21 protein-coding genes are annotated in these 19,213 nt (G+C 49.2%); 14 read left to right on the plus strand and 7 right to left on the minus strand.

What is annotated here, in order from left to right; translation table 11 throughout:
• Window positions 1-3: 3 nt before the first annotated feature.
• The 5 genes from trmD to ffh form a co-directional block, all read right to left on the minus strand.
• On the minus strand, window positions 4-1,314 hold the full coding sequence (trmD, locus tag ACKU41_RS10975; protein ID WP_321400746.1) for a tRNA (guanosine(37)-N1)-methyltransferase TrmD: 1,311 nt from the start codon (window positions 1,312-1,314) through the stop codon (window positions 4-6).
• A gap of 36 nt (window positions 1,315-1,350) precedes the next feature.
• Window positions 1,351-1,896: a ribosome maturation factor RimM gene (gene rimM, locus ACKU41_RS10980; RefSeq protein ID WP_319777407.1), complete on the minus strand. Its 546-nt coding sequence runs from the start codon at window positions 1,894-1,896 to the stop codon at window positions 1,351-1,353.
• A 35-nt stretch (window positions 1,897-1,931) separates the two neighbouring features.
• Window positions 1,932-2,165: a KH domain-containing protein gene (locus ACKU41_RS10985; RefSeq protein WP_319777408.1), complete on the minus strand. Its 234-nt coding sequence runs from the start codon at window positions 2,163-2,165 to the stop codon at window positions 1,932-1,934.
• A gap of 78 nt (window positions 2,166-2,243) precedes the next feature.
• Window positions 2,244-2,480, minus strand: coding sequence for a 30S ribosomal protein S16 (rpsP, locus tag ACKU41_RS10990; protein WP_012765791.1), 237 nt, complete (start codon window positions 2,478-2,480; stop codon window positions 2,244-2,246).
• 72 nt (window positions 2,481-2,552) lie between these two features.
• Complete coding sequence (gene ffh, locus ACKU41_RS10995; RefSeq protein ID WP_321400752.1) at window positions 2,553-4,070, minus strand: signal recognition particle protein; 1,518 nt, start codon at window positions 4,068-4,070, stop codon at window positions 2,553-2,555.
• A 277-nt stretch (window positions 4,071-4,347) separates the two neighbouring features.
• Here ffh and ACKU41_RS11000 point away from each other — a divergent pair, with 277 nt between their 5' ends.
• The 5 genes from ACKU41_RS11000 to ACKU41_RS11020 all read left to right on the plus strand — a co-directional run bounded on the left by ACKU41_RS11000 (window position 4,348) and on the right by ACKU41_RS11020 (window position 8,351).
• A complete protein-coding gene (locus ACKU41_RS11000) occupies window positions 4,348-4,917 on the plus strand; it encodes an OB-fold protein (RefSeq protein ID WP_319777410.1) in 570 nt (189 codons plus the stop codon).
• A complete protein-coding gene (locus ACKU41_RS11005; RefSeq protein WP_321400754.1) occupies window positions 4,896-6,056 on the plus strand; it encodes a (Fe-S)-binding protein in 1,161 nt (386 codons plus the stop codon). Before ACKU41_RS11000 ends, ACKU41_RS11005 begins: the two co-directional genes overlap by 22 nt.
• Before the next feature lie 58 nt (window positions 6,057-6,114).
• A complete protein-coding gene (locus ACKU41_RS11010; protein ID WP_321400756.1) occupies window positions 6,115-7,278 on the plus strand; it encodes a hypothetical protein in 1,164 nt (387 codons plus the stop codon).
• Window positions 7,279-7,529: 251 nt separating this feature from the next.
• Complete coding sequence (locus ACKU41_RS11015) at window positions 7,530-7,766, plus strand: hypothetical protein (protein WP_319777413.1); 237 nt, start codon at window positions 7,530-7,532, stop codon at window positions 7,764-7,766.
• A gap of 81 nt (window positions 7,767-7,847) precedes the next feature.
• Complete coding sequence (locus ACKU41_RS11020; RefSeq protein WP_319777414.1) at window positions 7,848-8,351, plus strand: acyl-CoA thioesterase; 504 nt, start codon at window positions 7,848-7,850, stop codon at window positions 8,349-8,351.
• 380 nt (window positions 8,352-8,731) lie between these two features.
• Here ACKU41_RS11020 and sfsA read toward each other — a convergent pair whose 3' ends face one another.
• Entirely contained in the window at window positions 8,732-9,451 is a 720-nt protein-coding gene (gene sfsA / locus ACKU41_RS11025; RefSeq protein ID WP_319777415.1) for a DNA/RNA nuclease SfsA, read from the minus strand.
• Between the two features lie 381 nt (window positions 9,452-9,832).
• Between sfsA and ACKU41_RS11030 the strand changes: the two genes are divergently transcribed.
• From ACKU41_RS11030 to dsrP, 6 genes are read left to right on the plus strand one after another with little or no spacing between them, the layout of a single operon-like run.
• Complete coding sequence (locus ACKU41_RS11030; RefSeq protein WP_319777416.1) at window positions 9,833-10,363, plus strand: RsbRD N-terminal domain-containing protein; 531 nt, start codon at window positions 9,833-9,835, stop codon at window positions 10,361-10,363.
• A gap of 48 nt (window positions 10,364-10,411) precedes the next feature.
• Entirely contained in the window at window positions 10,412-11,407 is a 996-nt protein-coding gene (gene dsrM / locus ACKU41_RS11035; RefSeq protein WP_319777419.1) for a sulfate reduction electron transfer complex DsrMKJOP subunit DsrM, read from the plus strand.
• 58 nt (window positions 11,408-11,465) lie between these two features.
• Entirely contained in the window at window positions 11,466-13,073 is a 1,608-nt protein-coding gene (gene dsrK / locus ACKU41_RS11040; protein ID WP_319777421.1) for a sulfate reduction electron transfer complex DsrMKJOP subunit DsrK, read from the plus strand.
• A gap of 3 nt (window positions 13,074-13,076) precedes the next feature.
• Window positions 13,077-13,454, plus strand: a complete 378-nt coding sequence (gene dsrJ, locus ACKU41_RS11045) for a sulfate reduction electron transfer complex DsrMKJOP subunit DsrJ (RefSeq protein WP_319777423.1) — start codon at window positions 13,077-13,079, stop codon at window positions 13,452-13,454.
• Window positions 13,454-14,233, plus strand: coding sequence for a sulfate reduction electron transfer complex DsrMKJOP subunit DsrO (gene dsrO, locus ACKU41_RS11050; protein ID WP_319777424.1), 780 nt, complete (start codon window positions 13,454-13,456; stop codon window positions 14,231-14,233). The genes dsrJ and dsrO overlap by 1 nt, the downstream gene beginning before the upstream one ends.
• Before the next feature lie 14 nt (window positions 14,234-14,247).
• The gene (gene dsrP, locus ACKU41_RS11055; RefSeq protein WP_319777425.1) at window positions 14,248-15,420 is read left to right on the plus strand and encodes a sulfate reduction electron transfer complex DsrMKJOP subunit DsrP; all 1,173 of its coding nucleotides are present in this window, start codon (window positions 14,248-14,250) and stop codon (window positions 15,418-15,420) included.
• A 179-nt stretch (window positions 15,421-15,599) separates the two neighbouring features.
• Here the strand turns inward: dsrP and ACKU41_RS11060 are convergent, their stop codons facing one another.
• Window positions 15,600-16,091 (minus strand): hypothetical protein, encoded by a 492-nt coding sequence (locus tag ACKU41_RS11060; RefSeq protein ID WP_319777427.1) that lies wholly within the window; start codon window positions 16,089-16,091, stop codon window positions 15,600-15,602.
• Window positions 16,092-16,380: 289 nt separating this feature from the next.
• Between ACKU41_RS11060 and ACKU41_RS11065 the strand changes: the two genes are divergently transcribed.
• The 3 genes from ACKU41_RS11065 (at window position 16,381) to cmk (ending at window position 19,027) form a co-directional block, all read left to right on the plus strand.
• Window positions 16,381-16,821, plus strand: coding sequence for a universal stress protein (locus ACKU41_RS11065; protein ID WP_319777428.1), 441 nt, complete (start codon window positions 16,381-16,383; stop codon window positions 16,819-16,821).
• A 440-nt stretch (window positions 16,822-17,261) separates the two neighbouring features.
• A complete protein-coding gene (hisC, locus tag ACKU41_RS11070; protein ID WP_321400773.1) occupies window positions 17,262-18,356 on the plus strand; it encodes a histidinol-phosphate transaminase in 1,095 nt (364 codons plus the stop codon).
• Entirely contained in the window at window positions 18,356-19,027 is a 672-nt protein-coding gene (gene cmk / locus ACKU41_RS11075) for a (d)CMP kinase (RefSeq protein WP_319777432.1), read from the plus strand. The genes hisC and cmk overlap by 1 nt, the downstream gene beginning before the upstream one ends.
• Window positions 19,028-19,213: the final 186 nt, after the last annotated feature.

Here is a 19,213-nt window from a genome sequence, read left to right on the forward strand (position 1 = left end):
GATCTACCAGGCATCTTTAAGCAGCCTGTCGACCGTGATCGCCACCGCACTTCTTACTGATAGATGGTTGTATCCGTCCATGAATCTTATGGGCCGTAAGCTGCCCTCAGCCATGTCCAGAATTTCGGGAGCCAACCCGTGCCCGGTACCGAAGACAAGCAGGACGGGATTATCCTGCAGCATTTCACGAACCCTGTTCATGGTTATGCTACCCGCTCCCCGTGCGCTGGTGGTCACCAGTATCGGTTTTTTACCCGTTCCCGACTCGATATGCTCCACCACATCTTGAAGGGAATCCTTAACTCCTACTTTGGAAAAAGCTGCGGCTCGATCCGGGTTGAACTTGCTGCCCGGTCCCGAGGTCCAGTGAGAAATTATCCTCTCGGCCAGTTTCTTCTGATCCTCGATTGGAGTCACCGCAAAAAATCCGCTAATTGAGTAAGAGCGGGAAACGCGGGACATATCGTGAATATCGAGGTTTGTCAAAGAAACAGCGGCTTTTTCTCCAAATTTATTTAGCACCGGATAGTGCACAAGAGCCATATAAAGATTTTTTCCCAAACGTTTCCGGGGAATTGTGCGCAAATAACGCACATCATCTTTTTTTAAGCCTTCTGCTTCAGACAAAAGCTCCGGACGCGCTTCCAAGGTTACATCCAGAGACTCTTTTCTTCTCCATTCTTCAATCAAAGCATGGTTGCCTGAGGATAGTACTTCCGGCACTTTCAATCCGCCGAATTCCGGAGGACGGGTGTAGTGCGGATACTCCAGCAGACCTGAAGAAAAGCTTTCTTCCGTACCTGATTCGGAATGCCCCATAAAATCCGGCAGCAGACGGGCTACAGCTTCTATAAGGCACATGGCCCCGGCTTCACCTCCGTTGAGTACAAAATCCCCTACGGAGACCGTTTCAACGGGAAAAATATCTTCAAAACGGGCGTCGATACCCTCATACCTTCCGCAGACGAGGGTCAACTCCTCTTCTTTGGAAAGCTCCACCGCCAGCTTCTGTGTCAGCGGCCGTCCCTTGGGCGAAAGCATAAGCAGCCTTTTACCCTTGGGGAGAACTTGTTCTCTGACCGGCTTTATGCCTACGGAGTCAAGAGCCCTGGCAATCGGGTCAATAAACATGACCATACCCGGCCCGCCGCCGTAGGGACGGTCATCAACTGATTTATGGCGGTCTGTCGCAAACTCGCGGGGATCGACCTTATTAAAAGAGACAATGCCCTTTTCAACGCCCTTACCCATGAGTCCGTGCGACAGCGGGGAATCAAAAAATTCAGGAAAGAGTGTAACCAGATTAAATTTCACTATGTCCAGCCTTGGAATTTAAAAAGGCACTCTGACCTATTTCTTTCCGCTATCTTTCTTTTCACTGAGATAGATATCAAGCAACCCTTCTGGAGGATCAACAACCACTTTCTCAGTGTCCAGATCAACAGACAACACAAATTCTTCAACAGCAGGAAAAAGAATTTCTTTTCCTTCTGAAGAAGTAATCACCCATGTTTCCTGCCCGGGGGCAAGGATAAAGCTCGAAATGGTTCCAACCACAGTCCCGTCTTCAAGTTCGACGCTCATCCCTTCAAGTTCGTACATGTAGACTTCATCTTCCCCGGATTCGGGGAGATCAGCCTCACGAACAAGGACTTCCATACCGCGCAGGGTTTCCGCCTGATCACGGCCATCGATACCTTTGAAGGTCAGCAGCATGCGCCCTTTATGCTTTCGCGAAGAGCGCACAACAAAACGACGGGGTTTCTGCCCTTTCTTAGCCAGATAGAGGCAAGGGACCTCGTCGAAGAGAAAAGGGGAGTCCGCATGGGATTCAATGCAGACTTCCCCTCTGAGACCATGTGGTTTGACCACCTCGGCAACTACAAGCATTTCCATAGCAGCCTGCTGGTAATGGTCAGGTTCGTCGGCTTCTATTCCAGAATTTCCAGAACAGAGCGCTTTCTCACCTTGGTTGATGCTGCACCGAGCAAGGTTCTCATGGCACGCGCGGTGCGTCCCTGCTTACCGATAACCTTACCCAGGTCTTCTTTAGCGACCTTGAGTTCGATTACGGAAGTCTGCTCCCCTTCGATCTCGGTGACAACTACTTCTTCCGGATTGTCAACAAGCGATTTCGCGATGTACTCTACTAAATCCTTCAACATGCCAACAACCTCCGCTTCTGATTTCGAGTGTGTACCGTGAGTAGTGAAGAAGAATTCGAACCTGGTGAGTTACGAACCCTAAGAATTTGCTTTGAGAAGAGATTTAACTGTATCGCTAGGTTCAGCGCCCCTCTCAAGCCACTTCTCTACTTTTTCCTTGTCAATTTTCACTTCAACAGGCTCAACCATCGGGTTGTAATAACCGCAGAAGTCCAGAGGACGACCGTCACGTCTGGTTTCGCTGTTGATTGCTACAATACGGTAAAAAGGGCGTTTTTTGGAGCCCATACGGGTCAGTCTAAGTTTAATAGCCATTGTCTACTTTCCCCCATATAATCTTAAATTAAGTGGTTCGTTAATAAATTGCAAGCAAATGCCCACAAAAAACTATTTCTTCTTTTTCTTGCGGGCCTGCTTATTAAGCTTTTTCTTCTTGCGGGCCTGAAGGGTCTTTTTGCTCTTGGTTTTGGAAGGCTGAGGCATACCGCCCATTCCTTCCATACCTTCCAACCCTTCCATACCGGGCATTCCAGGCACTCCGGCTCCGCCGCCAAGTCCGGGCATTCCGGGCAGGTTCGGCATCTTGGGCATTTTGCCCTTTCCGCCTTTGCCGCCCATCATTTTCTTCATCATCTTGCTCATCTGCTCAAAATTTTTGAGCATCTGGTTGACCTCTTCGAGCTTAACACCGGAACCTTTCGCAATCCTCTGCCTACGGCTGGGATTTATAAGCTTGGGCCGCCTGCGTTCCTCCATGGTCATGGACGAGATGATGGCTTCTATCCTGTTCAGTTCCTTGTCCGGGATCTCCATATCGCCGAGCTGTTTGGTCAGCCCGCCGAGTCCGGGGATCATTTTCATGATCGACCCCATGGAACCGATCTTCTTCATTCTGCGCATCTGGGTGCGGAAGTCCTCAAGGTCGAATTCGGCCTTGCGGAATTTCTCGGTCAGCTTTTCAGCTTCTCCTTCATCCATCACAGACTGGGCTTTCTCGATCAGGGAAAGAACATCCCCCATGCCGAGAATTCTTGAAGCGGCCCTGTCCGGATAAAAGAGTTCAAGCTCGGAAAGCTTTTCACCCACACCGACAAACTTAACTGACTTACCGGTAACTGATTTGATGGAGAGCGCCGCACCGCCTCGGGCATCACCATCCATTTTGGTAAGGACTACACCGGTAACATCAAGTTTGTCATCAAATGTGGAAGCCACATTGACAGCGTCCTGCCCTGTCATTGCGTCGGCCACGAAAAGGATTTCGTCCGGGGTACATTTTTCCTTGATGGAGGCGAGCTCATCCATCAGGGGTTCATCGATATGCAAGCGTCCGGCTGTATCGAAAAGCAGGACATCGCATCCGGCCTCTTCCGCCTTGACCATAGCGTCACGGCAGATATCCACGGGGTTCATATCCGTAGTAGACGGATAGGCCGGCATATCCAGCTGTTTGGCCAGCACATGAAGCTGGTCAATCGCAGCAGGACGGTAGACGTCGGCAGGAACAAGGTAAGGCTTGAACTTCTTGCGCCGCAGATACAAGGCAATCTTGGCGGAAGAAGTGGTCTTACCGGACCCCTGAAGGCCGACCATCATTATCTTGGAAAGCTTGCCCTTGGAGAGCTGAAGTCCTTCCTGTTCGCCGCCGAGCAGCTCGGTAAGCTCGTCGTTAACGACTTTGATTACCTGCTGTCCGGGAGAAAGCGATTTCTGGACCTCCTGCCCGAGAGCACGCTCCTTTACCTTTTCCACAAAATCTTTAACGACCTTGTAGTTTACGTCCGCTTCGAGAAGGGCAAGGCGCACTTCGCGCAGTCCGGCCTGGATGTTTTTCTCATCCAAGCGTCCCTGCCCTTTGAAATTCTTAAAGGCTTCGGATAGTCTGTCTGATAGGCTGTCGAACAATTCTCTTACTCCGCCGGCTAAGCATTTTTACGCGCATTAATCTCAAAAGCTCCACCTTTTCGTGATTGATGCTGATTGCGTAAAGAAAGGGGTTGTCTGTTAAAGCTTTTATCCACCCAAGTCAAGTGAAGACTCTTATCAACTTTTTGGAAAATCACAAACACTTATCGTACACCAGCGAAAAATTACTGACAATATTTCTTGCTTTTTCAAGCAATGAACCGTTTAATCATTTATTGTTACATAACTTCATTCACGCTGTTCAAGGAGGAGACGGATGCCCAACATCGTCAAGGCAGAAGAATTTCATCTTGTGGACCCTATGGGAAGAGTCAGGTCTAAAATCTATATTTCAAATGATGGAAAAGTAATTGCCGACATATACGATTCAGCAGGAAGTCTGAACAACCGGGTCGACCTGCAGAAAACTGTCAAACTCGGCCCCACGGCCCACCAGAACGTGCCTCCGCACCAGAAAGAAACTCTGGGAGCATGGCATGCTCGCATTGGGAATGAAGTAAAACTGACCCAATCCAAACTGCATGTGGGATCGTACAAACTCTATATTGATTTTGTTGAGAACAACACCGTGGCCAGCGGGAAATATCTCAATGAAGTAATTGAAGTTTCCGGCGAAATAGTAGATGTTTATACTAAAGGCTTCGGTGATCTTCATGTGGGACTCAAAGGGATTTCCAACTTTACCGCCGAAGTGATCTGTCATTTTACCGAAGACCAGATTCCGGTTGTCAGCAACCTCAAGCCGGGCGTAAAGGTTCGCATTAAGGGGAAATGCACCGAATACGTCAATAAACGGGTAAAAATTTGGGGCTGCCAGTTGCTGTAGCACTGACTGATTTGCAACGACATCAGGCCGGGACGGCAACAATTGCGCCTATGCCTGTATCAAAATCACTGCGGGACGAACTGCAGAACACAGCTGACGAATGCATCGACTGCGGTAAATGCATGTCTTTGTGCCGCTTTCTGGCTGAAAGCGGATCCCCGGTATCCATCGCCTTGAAAGGACTGTCATCGGATAAGGAAATTGACTCCCTGTCAGTCCGCTCCTACGAATGCTCAACATGTGGGCTCTGTTCGGCAGTCTGTCCGGTGGAAGTCGAACCGGAACGCATGTTCAAGGAATTGCGCAATCACGCGCAGGCCAACGGACTCTTCAAGCTTAAACAGCACACTCCTTTACTTAAGTACGAAAAGCTGGGCCGGCGCTTCCCGTTCAAAGGAGAGTTCATACCGGAGAGCTGCAATGCTGTTTTCTTTCCGGGATGCACCCTTCCGGCCATGTTCCCGGATGCAACTCGAACCACCTACAAAATACTGAAACATCAGGACCCAAGGACAGGGCTGATGCTCAACTGCTGCTCCAAGCCTTCAAAGATGCTCGGCTTGAAAAGCCGACATGAGGAAAACCTTTCCTCGCTGCTGCATCGCATGGAACGCATGGGCATAAAAAAAATTATTACAGCCTGCCCCAACTGTCATATGACATTCAAAGAATTCAATACCAAATTGGAAATTGTTTCCATTTACCAAAAACTGAAAACTGCCCGTTTTGCCCCGGTAAGGCCGAAAATCACAGAAGTAACAATTCACGACCCCTGTGTTACCCGCTATGAAACAGAAATGCACGAGGACGTACGTGTCCTGCTTAAAGCTGTCGGGGTACAGGTAGTGGAAATGAAACACAACCGCACCAAAACCCTCTGCTGCGGAGAAGGCGGGGCCACCCAGTTTTACAACAAAATTTACGCCAAAAACTGGTCCCGTAAACGAATCACCGAAGCCAAAAGAGTCGGGGTTCCAATGGTCAGCTATTGTGCCGGATGTGTTAATTTTCTGGGCCACGAGCACCCGACCGCCCATGTTCTTGACCTGCTGCTGGTCAAAAGAAAGAGAATCCCGAAGCCGGTGGCCTTTCCTTTTAATTATTTAAATCGGCTGATATTGAGATTTTCCGTCCGCTAGAAACTTTTTTTTACCCGGGTCTTCTAATCCTGCACATATCCATGTAACACATTTGCCAATGAGTTCAGCCAACAATGCCTTCACAGCCTCGGAATTTCCGCTTGCCCTGTTCAGTCTGGGACTGCCCCTTACCCTCGCAGCCTTCAGCCTGAGCGGATACAATGCACCTGCCAATCTGGCGGAAATTATTGCAACCGGAATGGCTGTACTTGGCCTGCTAATGGAAATGCTGCGCGGAAAAAAGCACAACAATGCGCCGCTATGGCTTAAAGCAGGAATCCCGGCACTGCTTATCACCTGGATTTCATTTAACAATTTTGCACCGCTGGCCAGCCCTTTGCTGGAGCACCTGCCGCTGCTCATGGAATCCAGACCACTGCTGTTCCTGCTGATCAGTGCGCTCTGGTTGAGCATATTCCCTCCCCCGACCCCAAAACAAATTTCATTTTGGGCAAGCTGGCTGGCCGGACTGATCTGCATTGAATTCTGCTGCCTTTTTTTCCTGCTTCACCAACCAGGTGCGCCGAATCTTTTCGGCATGCAGGCTATCAACGGCCCCATATTACTGGCCGGACTATGCGCAACTCTGCACAACCCTGAGGAGAACAGAATCAACTGCCTGATCATTCTGGCCGGCATTTTCTGTTCTTTGGGCCGTGATGCTATTTTAGGAGCCGTTCTTATCCTGCTCATCTTCGACTCCAAGGGAATAGTTAAAAAGTTCCTGCTGGTGCTCTGTCTGTTCTTCTTTAATTACCTCTCACTGCAAATGCAGGACATGACCTTCATAAACAGACAGAATCTCCCTGCGTACTGGCTGTGGTTGAATATCCTTGAGCTTTTCGCCCATAAACCCGAACTTCTATTCAGCGGTTTTTCCTTGACGATTCCCCTGCCGCTTAACGTTCCAGCCTATTTATGGACCATCTGGCACGGACAACAGCATGTCTGGACCGGTTCAGGAATCTACCTTTTCCATATTCTGCCCTTCTGGCTTCACCTGCTGACTGCATGGGGACTGGCGGGTCCCTGTTTTGTTGCCGCTGCCTGCATAAGCTTATACAGACGCTATCCATCAAACATGATGTCCGGGCTCATGATCGCCATCATTATCTGCGGTCTTTTCTGCCCCTTGCTTTATTCTCCCGCCAGCGCTCTTTTCCTTTTCCCAACATTTATCGCAGCAACCAAACCCGAAATTCAATCCTTCAGGTTCGAATAAAATACCCGTCTTGATCACGACTATCTAATCTTGATTACAATATATATACTTTTTTACATCACTTTGTAATACATTTGTATTCTTAATTGATTCTTTATTAATTACTTTTGATATATATAAAAACTTCATACTTAGTCATTTTTTGTAATAACTAAGTAATAAATAAAGTTTCATTTCGTATTACAAATGTATTGACATTTGTCTCATATAGGGAGAAGAATAATCCAAACGAAGCAGGTTAAGCAGACACAATGAGCAGAAAAGTAAAATCCGTGAGGGTTCCGCTAGAGTTGGAAACCCTTAATCTTTCCAAACTGATCCGTGAATTTGAGAATTATCTCAGAGATCTGGAATCTGCCACATTGTTGAAGCAGGAAGGCAACCGTGACGCGGCGGAAGCCCTGATCAAGACGAGGCAACTGGATTTGGGAAAGAGAATCGCCAAAATGATATGGGAAGCCAGAGTCGAATATGGTAAACTCAAATAGAGCTTACTAAGTAATACATAAGATATACAAAACGTATTACAAAACGACATCAAAGCACAAACTCAGGATCAGGGTTGTACTATGAAACCAAAAAAGATCAGCGACAGCAGGACCTTGATGACTTACCGGGTTCTACCGCAGGATACGAACCCAGCCGGGAACCTTCACGGCGGAGTCCTGCTGAAACAACTGGATCTGGTCGCTGCCACCTGCGCCATGCGCCATGCGCGAAAGCCGGTAGTAACAGCATCCATTGACCGTATGAATTTTCTGAGACCTGCTTATGTGGGGGAACTGATCAACCTGCACGCCAACGTAAACATGGTCGGCAGAACATCCATGGAAATCGGGGTCCGGGTTGAAGCTGAAAATCTTTTAACCGGTGAGATAAGGCACACAAACTCGGCATATCTCACATTTGTGGCCATGGGCGAAAATGGAAAACCTTCTCCGGTACCGCCGCTGATTCTTGAAACAGGAGTCGACCACAGGCGCAACCGGGAAGCAATAGAGCGCAGGTCTGTGCGCAAAGAAGAGAGGATTCGGGAAACCGCATCCGCAGCACAGAATAAAAGCAGGGAATAAATCTCATCATACACAGCTCGAACAGTGCGAATTACGTCCGAAGTCAGCCGAATTTGCACTGGATTGCATCTACCAGCAGATTGCAAGCTACTCCGAGTCTGGTTTCTGGCCGGGAGCTCCACCCTCCCGGCTAAAAATTTCGGCATCCTGCTCCTAAGGCGCCCGGCAAGGATAAACCCGATCCGGGCCGGGCGCCGCGCTTTTCAACACCGTCAAGGCCGGAAAGGCCCTTCATGCGAATGTTCGCATGAAGGGCCTTTCCACTTTTGCCGGGATGCCATGAGCTTCTTACCAAAGCCTGAACTCATTTTGAAACAAGGGGTAAGAAAAAAGAAAAATTAATTTAAGCTCACCCCTCAAGCCTGTGTTACACACAGAACTTATCGACAAGCTGCAAGCGGCAACTTTCTTCCGATACCAATCCCAATCTCACTCAGCACCGCCTCGTAAGCCCAGCATTCGACACCTGCATCAAGAGCTTTGTAAAACAACTCCGCATACTCAGGGTCAATAAAATCTGCAGGACCGAAACAATTTCCATCATTACGCTGAACAAAAAAGAACAGAGCCACCCTGTCTCCTTTGGCTGCAAGATCCATCAATTCCGTAAGGTGCTTACGCCCGCGTTCAGTCTGGGCATCGGGAAAACAAGCCACATCATCCTCTACAAGAGTTACATTCTTGCACTCCACCCAAAGCATGGGAAGCTCACCTGAATCGTCACTGAACAAACCATCCAGACGGCTGTTACCTACCTTGGCTTCGCGTTTGAGAGTTGTATACCCGGTTGCTTCCGGCAGCATTCCGGCTTCAAATGCAAATTGCAGCATTTTGTTGGGCACAGCGGTGTTGACCCCTATCATTTGTCCGAAAGGCAAAACCGCCTCAAGAGTCCATTTGAGTTTACGCTCGGGATTCAGGGCCGGGGAAATAAAAATTTCCTGTCCCTCACGCAACAGCCCAATCATGGATCCGGTATTATTGGTATGAACACCGACTATTTCACCATCAAGCATGGCTTCCACAGTAAAACGTTTATACCGACGGATAAAAATTGCCCGACGGCAACCCTCAGGGTAAAAAATTAACGGTTCTGACATTTTACATTCCTTAATGAGTGTGATCTAAACAATGCAGAAACTGGATTTAGATCTTTCCAATTTACAATAAGATCAAGGATCAAGACGAGTTGCCTGCCATGCAATGAAACCGGATGACAACAACACTGCCCGGAAGCGAGTTCCAGTATGCTTGCCTGAAACCCGGTTTGACAATGATTTTCACGCTATCTGATAGCTGAACTAAGAGCAAAACCCCTTGACGAATCACTAGGTATCTGGAATATCGTCCTGTTAGTCACAGTGTGACAGAATTCACATTTCAGGCTTTTTTATAAAAGCCTATCTCAATTTCCGGACCCTGCAAAAAATTGATGCAGTGGCCTGAAATCTTTTATTGTTTACAATACAGGTAATACAAAAATGAGTCTTGTACAAAAATTGTCGGAAAGAAAAGAAGACCTGACAGAAAAATGGTACGACCTGATTCTTTCTTCATATCCTAAAGAGACCCAGGATGTATGGAGATCAAACAAGGATCGGTTTACCAACCCTGTCGGAGTTACCATCAAGAAGGTCGCGGGCGAACTTATTGACCTGATCCTTGAATGGAAAAGTGCCGACGATCTTGCCAAGTCCCTTGATGAACTGATTAAAATCAGGACTGTTCAGGACTTTGCACCATCCAAAGCTTTAAGTTTTGTCTTTCTTTTCAAGAAACTCCTGAGAGACGAGTTCATGGAGGAACTGAAAAGTGAAGGTAAACTTGATGAGTTGCTCGCGTTTGAGGCCCGGATTGATAATCTGGGACTTATCGCGTTCGACATCTATACCAAGAATAGGGATTTGATTGCGCAAATGAGAATTGATGAAATCAAGAGATCACATCACATGCTCCTTCGGCGGGTCAACAAAATCGAGGACGCTTCGGCCAGAGGGGCCGGACAGGTGTAGTGGCCGGCTTCCCCCGGAAGCCAAACGTTATAAGCGAGGTGAAGGTAGATGAACGCTTTGTACTCACTCGTTTTAGTTTTTGCCCTGGTGCTTATCGCACTCTTCGGAGTGGGGTCCGCGCACATGGCAGGACTGTTCGGCACGCTGTTACCGTATGTAGCGGTTGCCGTATTTCTGGTAGGCTTTGCCCGCCGGATCATTGGCTGGGCCAAAAGCCCGGTTCCTTTCCGTATCCCGACCACGGGCGGACAGCAAAAGTCTCTGGATTTTATCCAGCATGACCGCTTTGACAACCCCGTGACTCCGGGTCAAACTTTTATCCGCATGATCCTTGAGGTCTGTTGCTTTCGTTCCCTCTTCAGGAACACCAAAGTTGAACTCAGGGACGGAAGAGTAAGTTACGCCTCATCCAAATGGCTGTGGCTTTTCTCCCTGCTCTTCCACTACTCATTCCTGCTCATCGTGATCAGGCACATGAGACTCTTCTTCGAACCCGTGCCTGCTTGCATCGGTTTCGTGGAATTTGTTGACGGTATCTTGCAGATCGGTGTTCCCAGACTGTACATGTCTGACCTCCTGATTCTTGTCGGCCTCGGCTTCCTGCTCGGCCGCAGACTCAAGGACCCCAAACTTCGTTACATTTCTCTGGTAACCGATTACTTCCCGCTGCTTCTCATCATCGGCATTGCCCTTTCCGGCATCTACATGCGCTACTTTGCGCACGTGGACATTCTTGCCATCAAGAAGCTGACCATGGGTCTTGTAACCTTCAGCCCCGTCATTCCCGCAGGAATCAGCGTGGTATTTTTTATCCACCTCTTCCTCGTGTGTGCGCTGCTGGTCTACTTCCCGTTCAGTAAACTGATGCACGCGGGCGGCGTATTCCTGTCTCCCACAAGGAACATGCCCAACGATACCCGTATCAACCATCACGAGAACCCCTGGAACGATCCCAACATCAAGCCCCACAGTTATGAGGCTTATGAAGATGAGTTCAGGGAAGCAATGATTGAAGCGGGTCTCCCGGTGGAAAAAAAGGCATAGAGCGTCTTATAAGACCTATGCCGGACAGACCTTAAATATCTTTTGATGAGGAGTTGACATGGCTGACCTCCCAAAAGCTGATGAGCTTTTTAAAAGCATTAATTACACACCGCCGTCCACTGGGTGGATGGACACCCCGGTAGATACTTCTCCGGGCAACTGGTGTTATCCCGCAAAAGCGGAAAAACTCGAGTACCTCGGCTTCCCCAACCCCCGTGCGTGGTCTCCGGAAGACGTGGACTGGAAGCTCCCTGAAAACTGGCAGGACATCGTCCACGAAGGTTTCAAGGAAAGACTCGGTAAATATCGTTCACTCAAAGTATTCATGGACATCTGTGTTCGCTGTGGCGCTTGTGCAGACAAGTGTCACTTCTTCATCGGTTCCGGTGATCCCAAGAACATGCCCGTCCTGCGTGCGGAACTCATGCGTTCCATCTACCGCAAGGACTTCACCATGGCCGGTAAGATTCTCTCTACCCTGACCGGGTCCAGAGTCATGACCGAAGATGTTCTTAAAGAATGGTTCATTTACTTCTACCAGTGCACAGAGTGCCGCCGTTGTTCCCTGTTCTGCCCCTACGGCATCGACACAGCGGAAATCACCATGATGGCACGTGAACTGCTGCACCTCTGCGGTGTGAACATCAACTGGATTCTCGAGCCGGTTTCCAACTGTAACCGTACCGGTAACCATCTCGGTATCCAGCCTCACGCATTCAAAGACATCGTTGACTTCATGGTTGACGATATTGAAGAAATCACCGGAAAACGTCTGAACGTTCCCCTGAACGAAAAGGGACATGAAGTTATCTTCATCACTCCTTCCGGTGACGTATTCGCTGATCCCGGCATCTACACCTTCATGGGTTACCTGATGCTGTTCGATCACATCGGTCTTGACTACACCCTGTCCACCTACGCATCTGAAGGTGGTAACTTCGGTCTCTTCACCTCTGCTGATATGATGAAGAAACTGAACGCCAAGATGTACGCCGAAGCCGACCGCCTCGGTTGCAAATGGATTCTCGGCGGTGAGTGCGGACACATGTGGCGTGTTATCAACCAGTACATGGATACCATGAACGGTCCGGCGAACAACCTTGAAGTTCCCGTGAACCCCATCACCGGTACCGTGTTTGAAAACTCACGCCAGACCAAGATGGTCCACATCACCGAGTTTACTGCTGACCTGATGAAGCACAACAAACTGAAGCTTGATCCCAGCAGAAACGACCATATCCGAGCGACCTTCCACGATTCCTGTAACCCCGCCCGTGCCATGGGCCTCATGGACGAGCCCCGTTACGTCATCAAGAACGTTGTTAAAAACTTCTTTGAAATGCCCGAACAGACCATCCGCGAGCAAACTTTCTGCTGCGCCGGCGGTTCCGGGCTTAACACTGACGAAATCATGGAAATCCGTATGCGCGGCGGTCTGCCTCGCGGTAACGCACTGAAAGCCGTTCAGGAACAGTATGATGTAAACATGCTCTCCTGCATCTGCGCTATCGACCGTGCGACCCTTCCCCCTCTGGCCAACTACTGGGCACCAGGCGTAGACGTCTGCGGTGTTCACGAACTCGTTGGTAACGCCCTCATCCTTGACGGTGAAAAAGAAAGGGAAACAGACCTTCGCTTCAATCCTCTGCCCGGGAAGGAGGGTTAGATCATGCACTACGGTGGAAAAATTATAACCGGACTGGTCATTTTCCTTGGTCTGGTGTCCATGCCCTTCTGGTTCAACATCGGCGGAAGCTATGAAGAACCCAAGGTAGAGCTGCCTAAGGATGCTAAAATCTGTGTCGCTCCCACTCAGAATATGCGTGAGAACCACATGAAGCTTCTTAACGAATGGAGAGATATGGCTCTTCGCGAAGGCAAAAGGACCTACATCAGTGCCAAAGGCGATAAATACACCATCAGCCTTCAGAACACCTGTATGCAGTGCCATACCAGCAAGGAACAGTTCTGCGACAAGTGTCACGTTGATGCTAGTGTAACTCCCTACTGCTGGGATTGCCACGTTCCTCCCAAGGAGGCTAAGTAATGAAACAGAGTAGAAGAAACTTCCTTAAGTTTGCAGGACTTTCCGCTGCCGGACTCTGCATCGCTCCCACCGCTGCCCTGGCATCCGGTGGCCCCGGCGGTGGAGCCCATGCGGAAGTGAACTCCAATGCCCTCCATGCCAAGCGCTGGGCCATGGTCATTGACACCCGCAAACTGAATACCGAAGAAGCAATTGAAGCTCTGGCTGAAACCTGCCACCACATCCATAACGTGCCCACCATCGATTCCGATCAGGACGTCAAATGGATGTGGACCGGTTCTTACGGTGAAGTTTTTCCTGAACAGGAGAACAACTTCCCCTCCGAAGCTCAGGAAAAGCGCAGGTTCCCCCTGCTCTGCAACCACTGTGAAAGCCCTTCCTGTGTACGCGTCTGCCCCACCAAGGCTACTTTTGTACGCCCTGACGGAATTGTAGCGATGGACTACCACCGCTGCATCGGCTGCCGCTACTGCATGGCAGCTTGTCCTTACGGTTCCAGAAGCTTCAACTTCATGGACCCCAGAACCCATCTGGATATGGACAAGATCAACATGAAGTTCCCCACCCGCATGCGCGGTGTTGTTGAAAAATGCAACTTCTGTGTTGAACGTCTCGCTGTAGGCGAACTGCCTGCCTGTGTGGAAAAATCCGAAGGCGCGATCATCTTCGGCGATCTGCAGGATCCTGATTCCAATGTCAGAAAGGCCCTGCGTGAGAACTTCACCATCCGTAGAAAACCAACCGCAGGCACTGAGCCCGGCGTTTACTACATCATCTAGGGGGGAAGCCTGATATGCTCGAAAAAGCTTTTAGAGGCGGACCGAAATACTGGGCCTGGATTGGTTTCCTGCTGCTCATTATCGTTGCCGGTTTCTGCACCTACGTTGGACAGCTTCAGGAAGGGATGACCATCACCGGCCTTAACCGTGATGTTTCCTGGGGTTTCTATATTGCTCAGTTCACCTATCTTGTCGGTCTCGCCGCATCCGGTGTCATGATCGTACTGCCTTACTACTTCCATCACTACAAGAAGTTCAAAGGCATGGTTATCATGGGTGAATTCATGGCCATCGCTGCCGTTGTCATGTGTCTCGGTTTCATCATCGTCGACATTGGACAGCCCCAGCGCATGCTTAACATCATCTTCCATCCGACTCCGAACTCCATTCTCTTCTGGGATATGATTGTTCTGAACGGATACCTGATCCTGAACGTTGTAATCGGCTGGACCTGCCTTGAGTGTGACCGCCAGCGCGTTTCCCATCCTAAATGGGTTAAACCTCTGGTCTACACCTCCATTATCTGGGCATTCTCCATCCACACTGTTACCGCGTTCCTGTATGCCGGTCTGCCCGGCCGCCACTACTGGCTTACCGCCATTCTGGCTGCCCGCTTCCTGGCATCTGCGTTCTGCTCCGGACCTGCTATTCTGCTGCTCGTCGTTTTCGTTGTTCGCAAGATCACCAAATACGAGCCGGGTAAAGGCGCAATCGGGACTCTCACAACTATTATCACTTATGCAATGTGCGTGAACGTTTTCTTCTTCCTGCTTGAAATCTTCACCGCATTCTACTCAAATATGCCCGGACACATCCACTCCATCGCATACCTTTTCGCAGGCAGCCACGGCCACCACGAACTGGTACCCTGGATGTGGACTGCAGCAGCATTCGCTATTATCAGCCTTGCGCTGCTCATTCCGCCCAAACTGCGTTACAACCAGAAGCTGCTGCCCTGGTCCCTCGCTATCCTCGTTATCGCAACCTGGATTGATAAGGGTCTCGGCCTGCTGATCGGTGGTTTCACACCGAACCCCTTCAACGAAATCACTGTTTACTGGCCCACCGGTAAAGAGCTTATGGTTTCCATGATGGTTTACGCACTCGGCGCACTGACTCTGACTTTCCTTTACAAGATTGCCACAGACGTCAAGCGCGAACTCGGACAGCTGACCACCGAAGATTAATCGGAATCAGTTCGAAGACTGCAAAGCCCCCTGCTTCTTATAGGAGCAGGGGGCTTCTTATTTATACTTCCGGCATATGCAGGAAGGGTAAGAAAACAAAAAAAAGCCGCACATTTTTACATATGTGCGGCTTTCTCGCGTAAGAAATAATCTTACGCGGGAAGACTAAGTATGAGCGACTATACGTAGTCTCCCCGGTTAAATTTGATCTGTTCAGTCACAGCCACGGTTTCAAGTTCGGATACGATGGAACCGAGATCCGGATTCTCGTTTTTTACACCGGGCCAATCCTTCTTGAGGGACTCAACTCCACCTTGAATGCCTTCAAGAGTCGAATAGGCCTGCTTCAGTCCGTCCTCATCAGAGGAGCCGAGCTGCTGGGCATAATTTTCAAGCTTTCCGAAAAGGTCTTCCACCTTGCCGACAAACTCATCTTCGCTGACCTGCGCGGTCTGCTGAACCTGAGTAGCCTGTTGCACCTGCAACAGGGGATTCATGGCCTGAAGACCCGGCATCGGCGGAGCGGAAACCGCGCTGCTCTGCTGCGCTGCACCCTGCTTCACTTCCTGGTTAAGGAATTCGCCGAAAGCTGCCCCGTCAACCTTCTTTGCCTTGTTTTCCTGCTGCTGTTGCAGCTTTAAGGCTTCAATCTGTTCAGGACTTATCTTCATAGTATTACTCCTCAGCCTTTGGTTTCACTCCAGACTATGCAACGACCTTGCCAAAGTCTAGACATTCACCTAGTAGACTGATTTAACTTACTTTATAAATCTTAAGTACTCGGAAAATAATGCCCCATACGTTCATTTTTAAAATGGAAAGAGACATTTTTTCCTCCTTAAGGATAAAGTATAAGAAAAAGCTTGTCCATGTCGGCCTTAATCGGATAATATTTAAGTAAGATATTTTTGAATGCACTTTCTTTTCCATGCACAACACATGAATTATGGAGGTTTGGAAATGGCTGAAATCAAGAAGATACTCTGTGCAGTGGATTTTTCGGATCACAGCCCCGTAGTAGCTGAATATGCCAGCACCCTTGCAAAGACACTGGGAGCTGAAATCATGTGCCTCTACGTGGCCCCTTCGTTGGACCAGTATGTTGGCTTTCATGTACCGCCCAGTTCCATTGAAAACTTTGTCGGGGAAATCGTTACCGGCGCGGACAGCACCATGGAGACTTTCATTGCTGAAAACTTCACGGATGTAACCGCAAACGGCAAGGTTGTTACCGGATATGCGGCTGAAGAAATTCTCGCTATTGCCGAAAGCGAAAACGCGGACATGATCATAATGGGAACTCATGGACGTGCCGGCATTGACCGCATCCTGTTCGGCTCGGTTGCAGAAAAGGTGGTTAAGTCCGCCAAGAGCCCGGTTTTGACTATAAGACCCTCCTAGGAATTAACCTCATAACTGATCGGAAGACCTGCACCCCGGTCTGATGATCAAGACTCACTAACCTCAAGAGCCCCCCGTCCAGTAATGGATGGGGGGCTGACTTTTATATTAACGTTATCATTTTGTTTGGGTTTCGCCATATACCGAGCGGATTTTCCCATTCAAGATAGTTATTCTGTTTATGCAAAGTAATGGGTAATGAATTTATTTAGATCCGTACAACTCAAATTTTGACAAATCTTTCTTTCCCAACTAATAAATCCGTACTTTCCCGGTTGAATTTAATTGATTCTCCAGCCTGCCGGAATAGGCGATTTTCATGGCCTACCTACACTTTTCAATCAATCGGGATTCCAAAGGTTCGTTGATCCTTTGGTCGCCGGAGGCGAAATCAGATCATCAAAAGCGCACAGCGCACCAACACCCATAAGGATTCCAGCATGTCCGCCATCAAAGTCCGCTCTGATATGATGGATTCACAGCCCTACGCACCGGGCCTGACCATCGAGGAAATCAAAGAAAAATACGGTCTCGATACTGTAATTAAACTCGCCAGCAACGAAAACCCTCTCGGGGCATCGCCAATGGCCCTGAAAGCTATCAACCGCCACGCGCCTTCCGTTTTCCGCTACCCGCATAACGGCAATCCGCGCTTGAATGCAGCCATTGCCCGGCGCACAGGGGTTCCTGTGGAGCAGATCATCAGCGGTAACGGATCGGATGAAATTCTTGACCTGCTGGTACGCATAAAAGCCAATCCCGGGCAGGATGAAGTAATGACCTACGAATCCTGCTTCAGCATGTACCGGCTCATGTCTCACCTCTGTGCCGTTAACTTCCGCCAGATTCCCCGCGCAGATGGTCATAAACAGCCCTTGAAAGCTCTGGCTGATGCTGTGACAGAAAAAACTGCTCTGGTTTTCCTGACCTCTCCTGACAACCCGACCGGACTGGCGGTTACTGTTGATGAGGTACGTGAAATGGCAGCGTCCATTCCGGAGCAGACTTTACTCGTGATTGACGAGGCCTATATTGAATTTGCCCACCCTGCGGAAAAATACGATATGCGCGGCCTGCTGAATGAATTTCCCAATATAGTACTGACCCGGACCTTCTCCAAAGCCTACGGACTGGCCGGACTGCGCATAGGCTACGGCATCATGAGCCCTCAACTGGCCGAATACATTAAAAGCGCCCGTGCGCCTTTTACCGTAAACCTGCTGGCAGAAGAAGCGGCTATTGCTGTTCTTGAAGATGAAGCCTTTTTCAACACCACCATAGACGTGGTACTGCGCGGACGTGAACTTTTTACTGATGAAATCCGTAATATGGGCTGCGAAGTACTTGATTCCCAAGCCAACTTCATTATGTTCAAGCCAACCCGCGATGCCCTGCAGGTATTTGAAGAACTGCTGAAGCGGGGCATTATTGTCCGCCCCCTGAAGAGCTTCGGACTCGGTGAATACATCCGGGTCAACGTGGGCACTGACCACGAAAATAAAATATTTTTAAAAACCCTGAAGGAGGTCCTTTAATGGACACACCTTTCATCATAACTTTAGACGGTCCGGCAGGGGTGGGTAAATCCACTCTTGCCAAACGTCTGGCAGACCATTTCAAGATTGCCTATCTCGATACCGGGGCCATGTTCCGGGGCACGGCATGGCAGCTTGGTGAAGGCTCTTGGGACTGGGACGAAGACAAGCTTGATGAAGCTCTCAAGGGACTGGAGTTCAGCCTTTCCGGTAGCGGCAGCAACTCTATCCTCAGCCTGAACAACTCTCCGCTGACTGACGAAATCCGCACTGAAACCGTCGGCATGTGGGCTTCCAATGTTGCTAAAATACCTGCGGTTCGCGAATATCAAAAAATAGCTCAGCGCAGCATCGGTGAAACAACATCACTTATTGCCGAAGGCCGGGACATGGGTACGGTTATATTTCCACAGGCCCCCTGCAAATTTTTCCTTGATGCCGATCTTGAAGAACGGGCCCAAAGACGTTTCATGCAGCTTCAGGAAATGGGCAAGCCAGCAGATATGGAAGAGTTGGTAGAACAGATCCGCGCAAGGGATGATCAGGACCGCAACCGCAAGGTTGCACCACTGAAACCCGCAGAAGATTCCATTCTTGTAGACACTACAAATCTTGATATTGACGGAGTGTTTGAAAAACTAGTGTTCGAAACCGAAAAAAAAATTAATTAGTTTCGAAAACTCAATCTCGAATATTTCAGGCCGCTTGGGAGTAATCCCGAGCGGCCTGCTTTTTCTGGGGGCCCAAATGCCGCTTGACTTTACAGCCTCAAGAATTACGAATTAAGAAGCCTTCGGCGACCATGCCGGGGGCCTTAAACCCTTTTGCAAAAGGGTTTAAGAATCCCAAAATCTTTT

This window comes from Maridesulfovibrio sp., from assembly GCF_963678865.1.
Lineage (GTDB): Bacteria > Desulfobacterota > Desulfovibrionia > Desulfovibrionales > Desulfovibrionaceae > Maridesulfovibrio.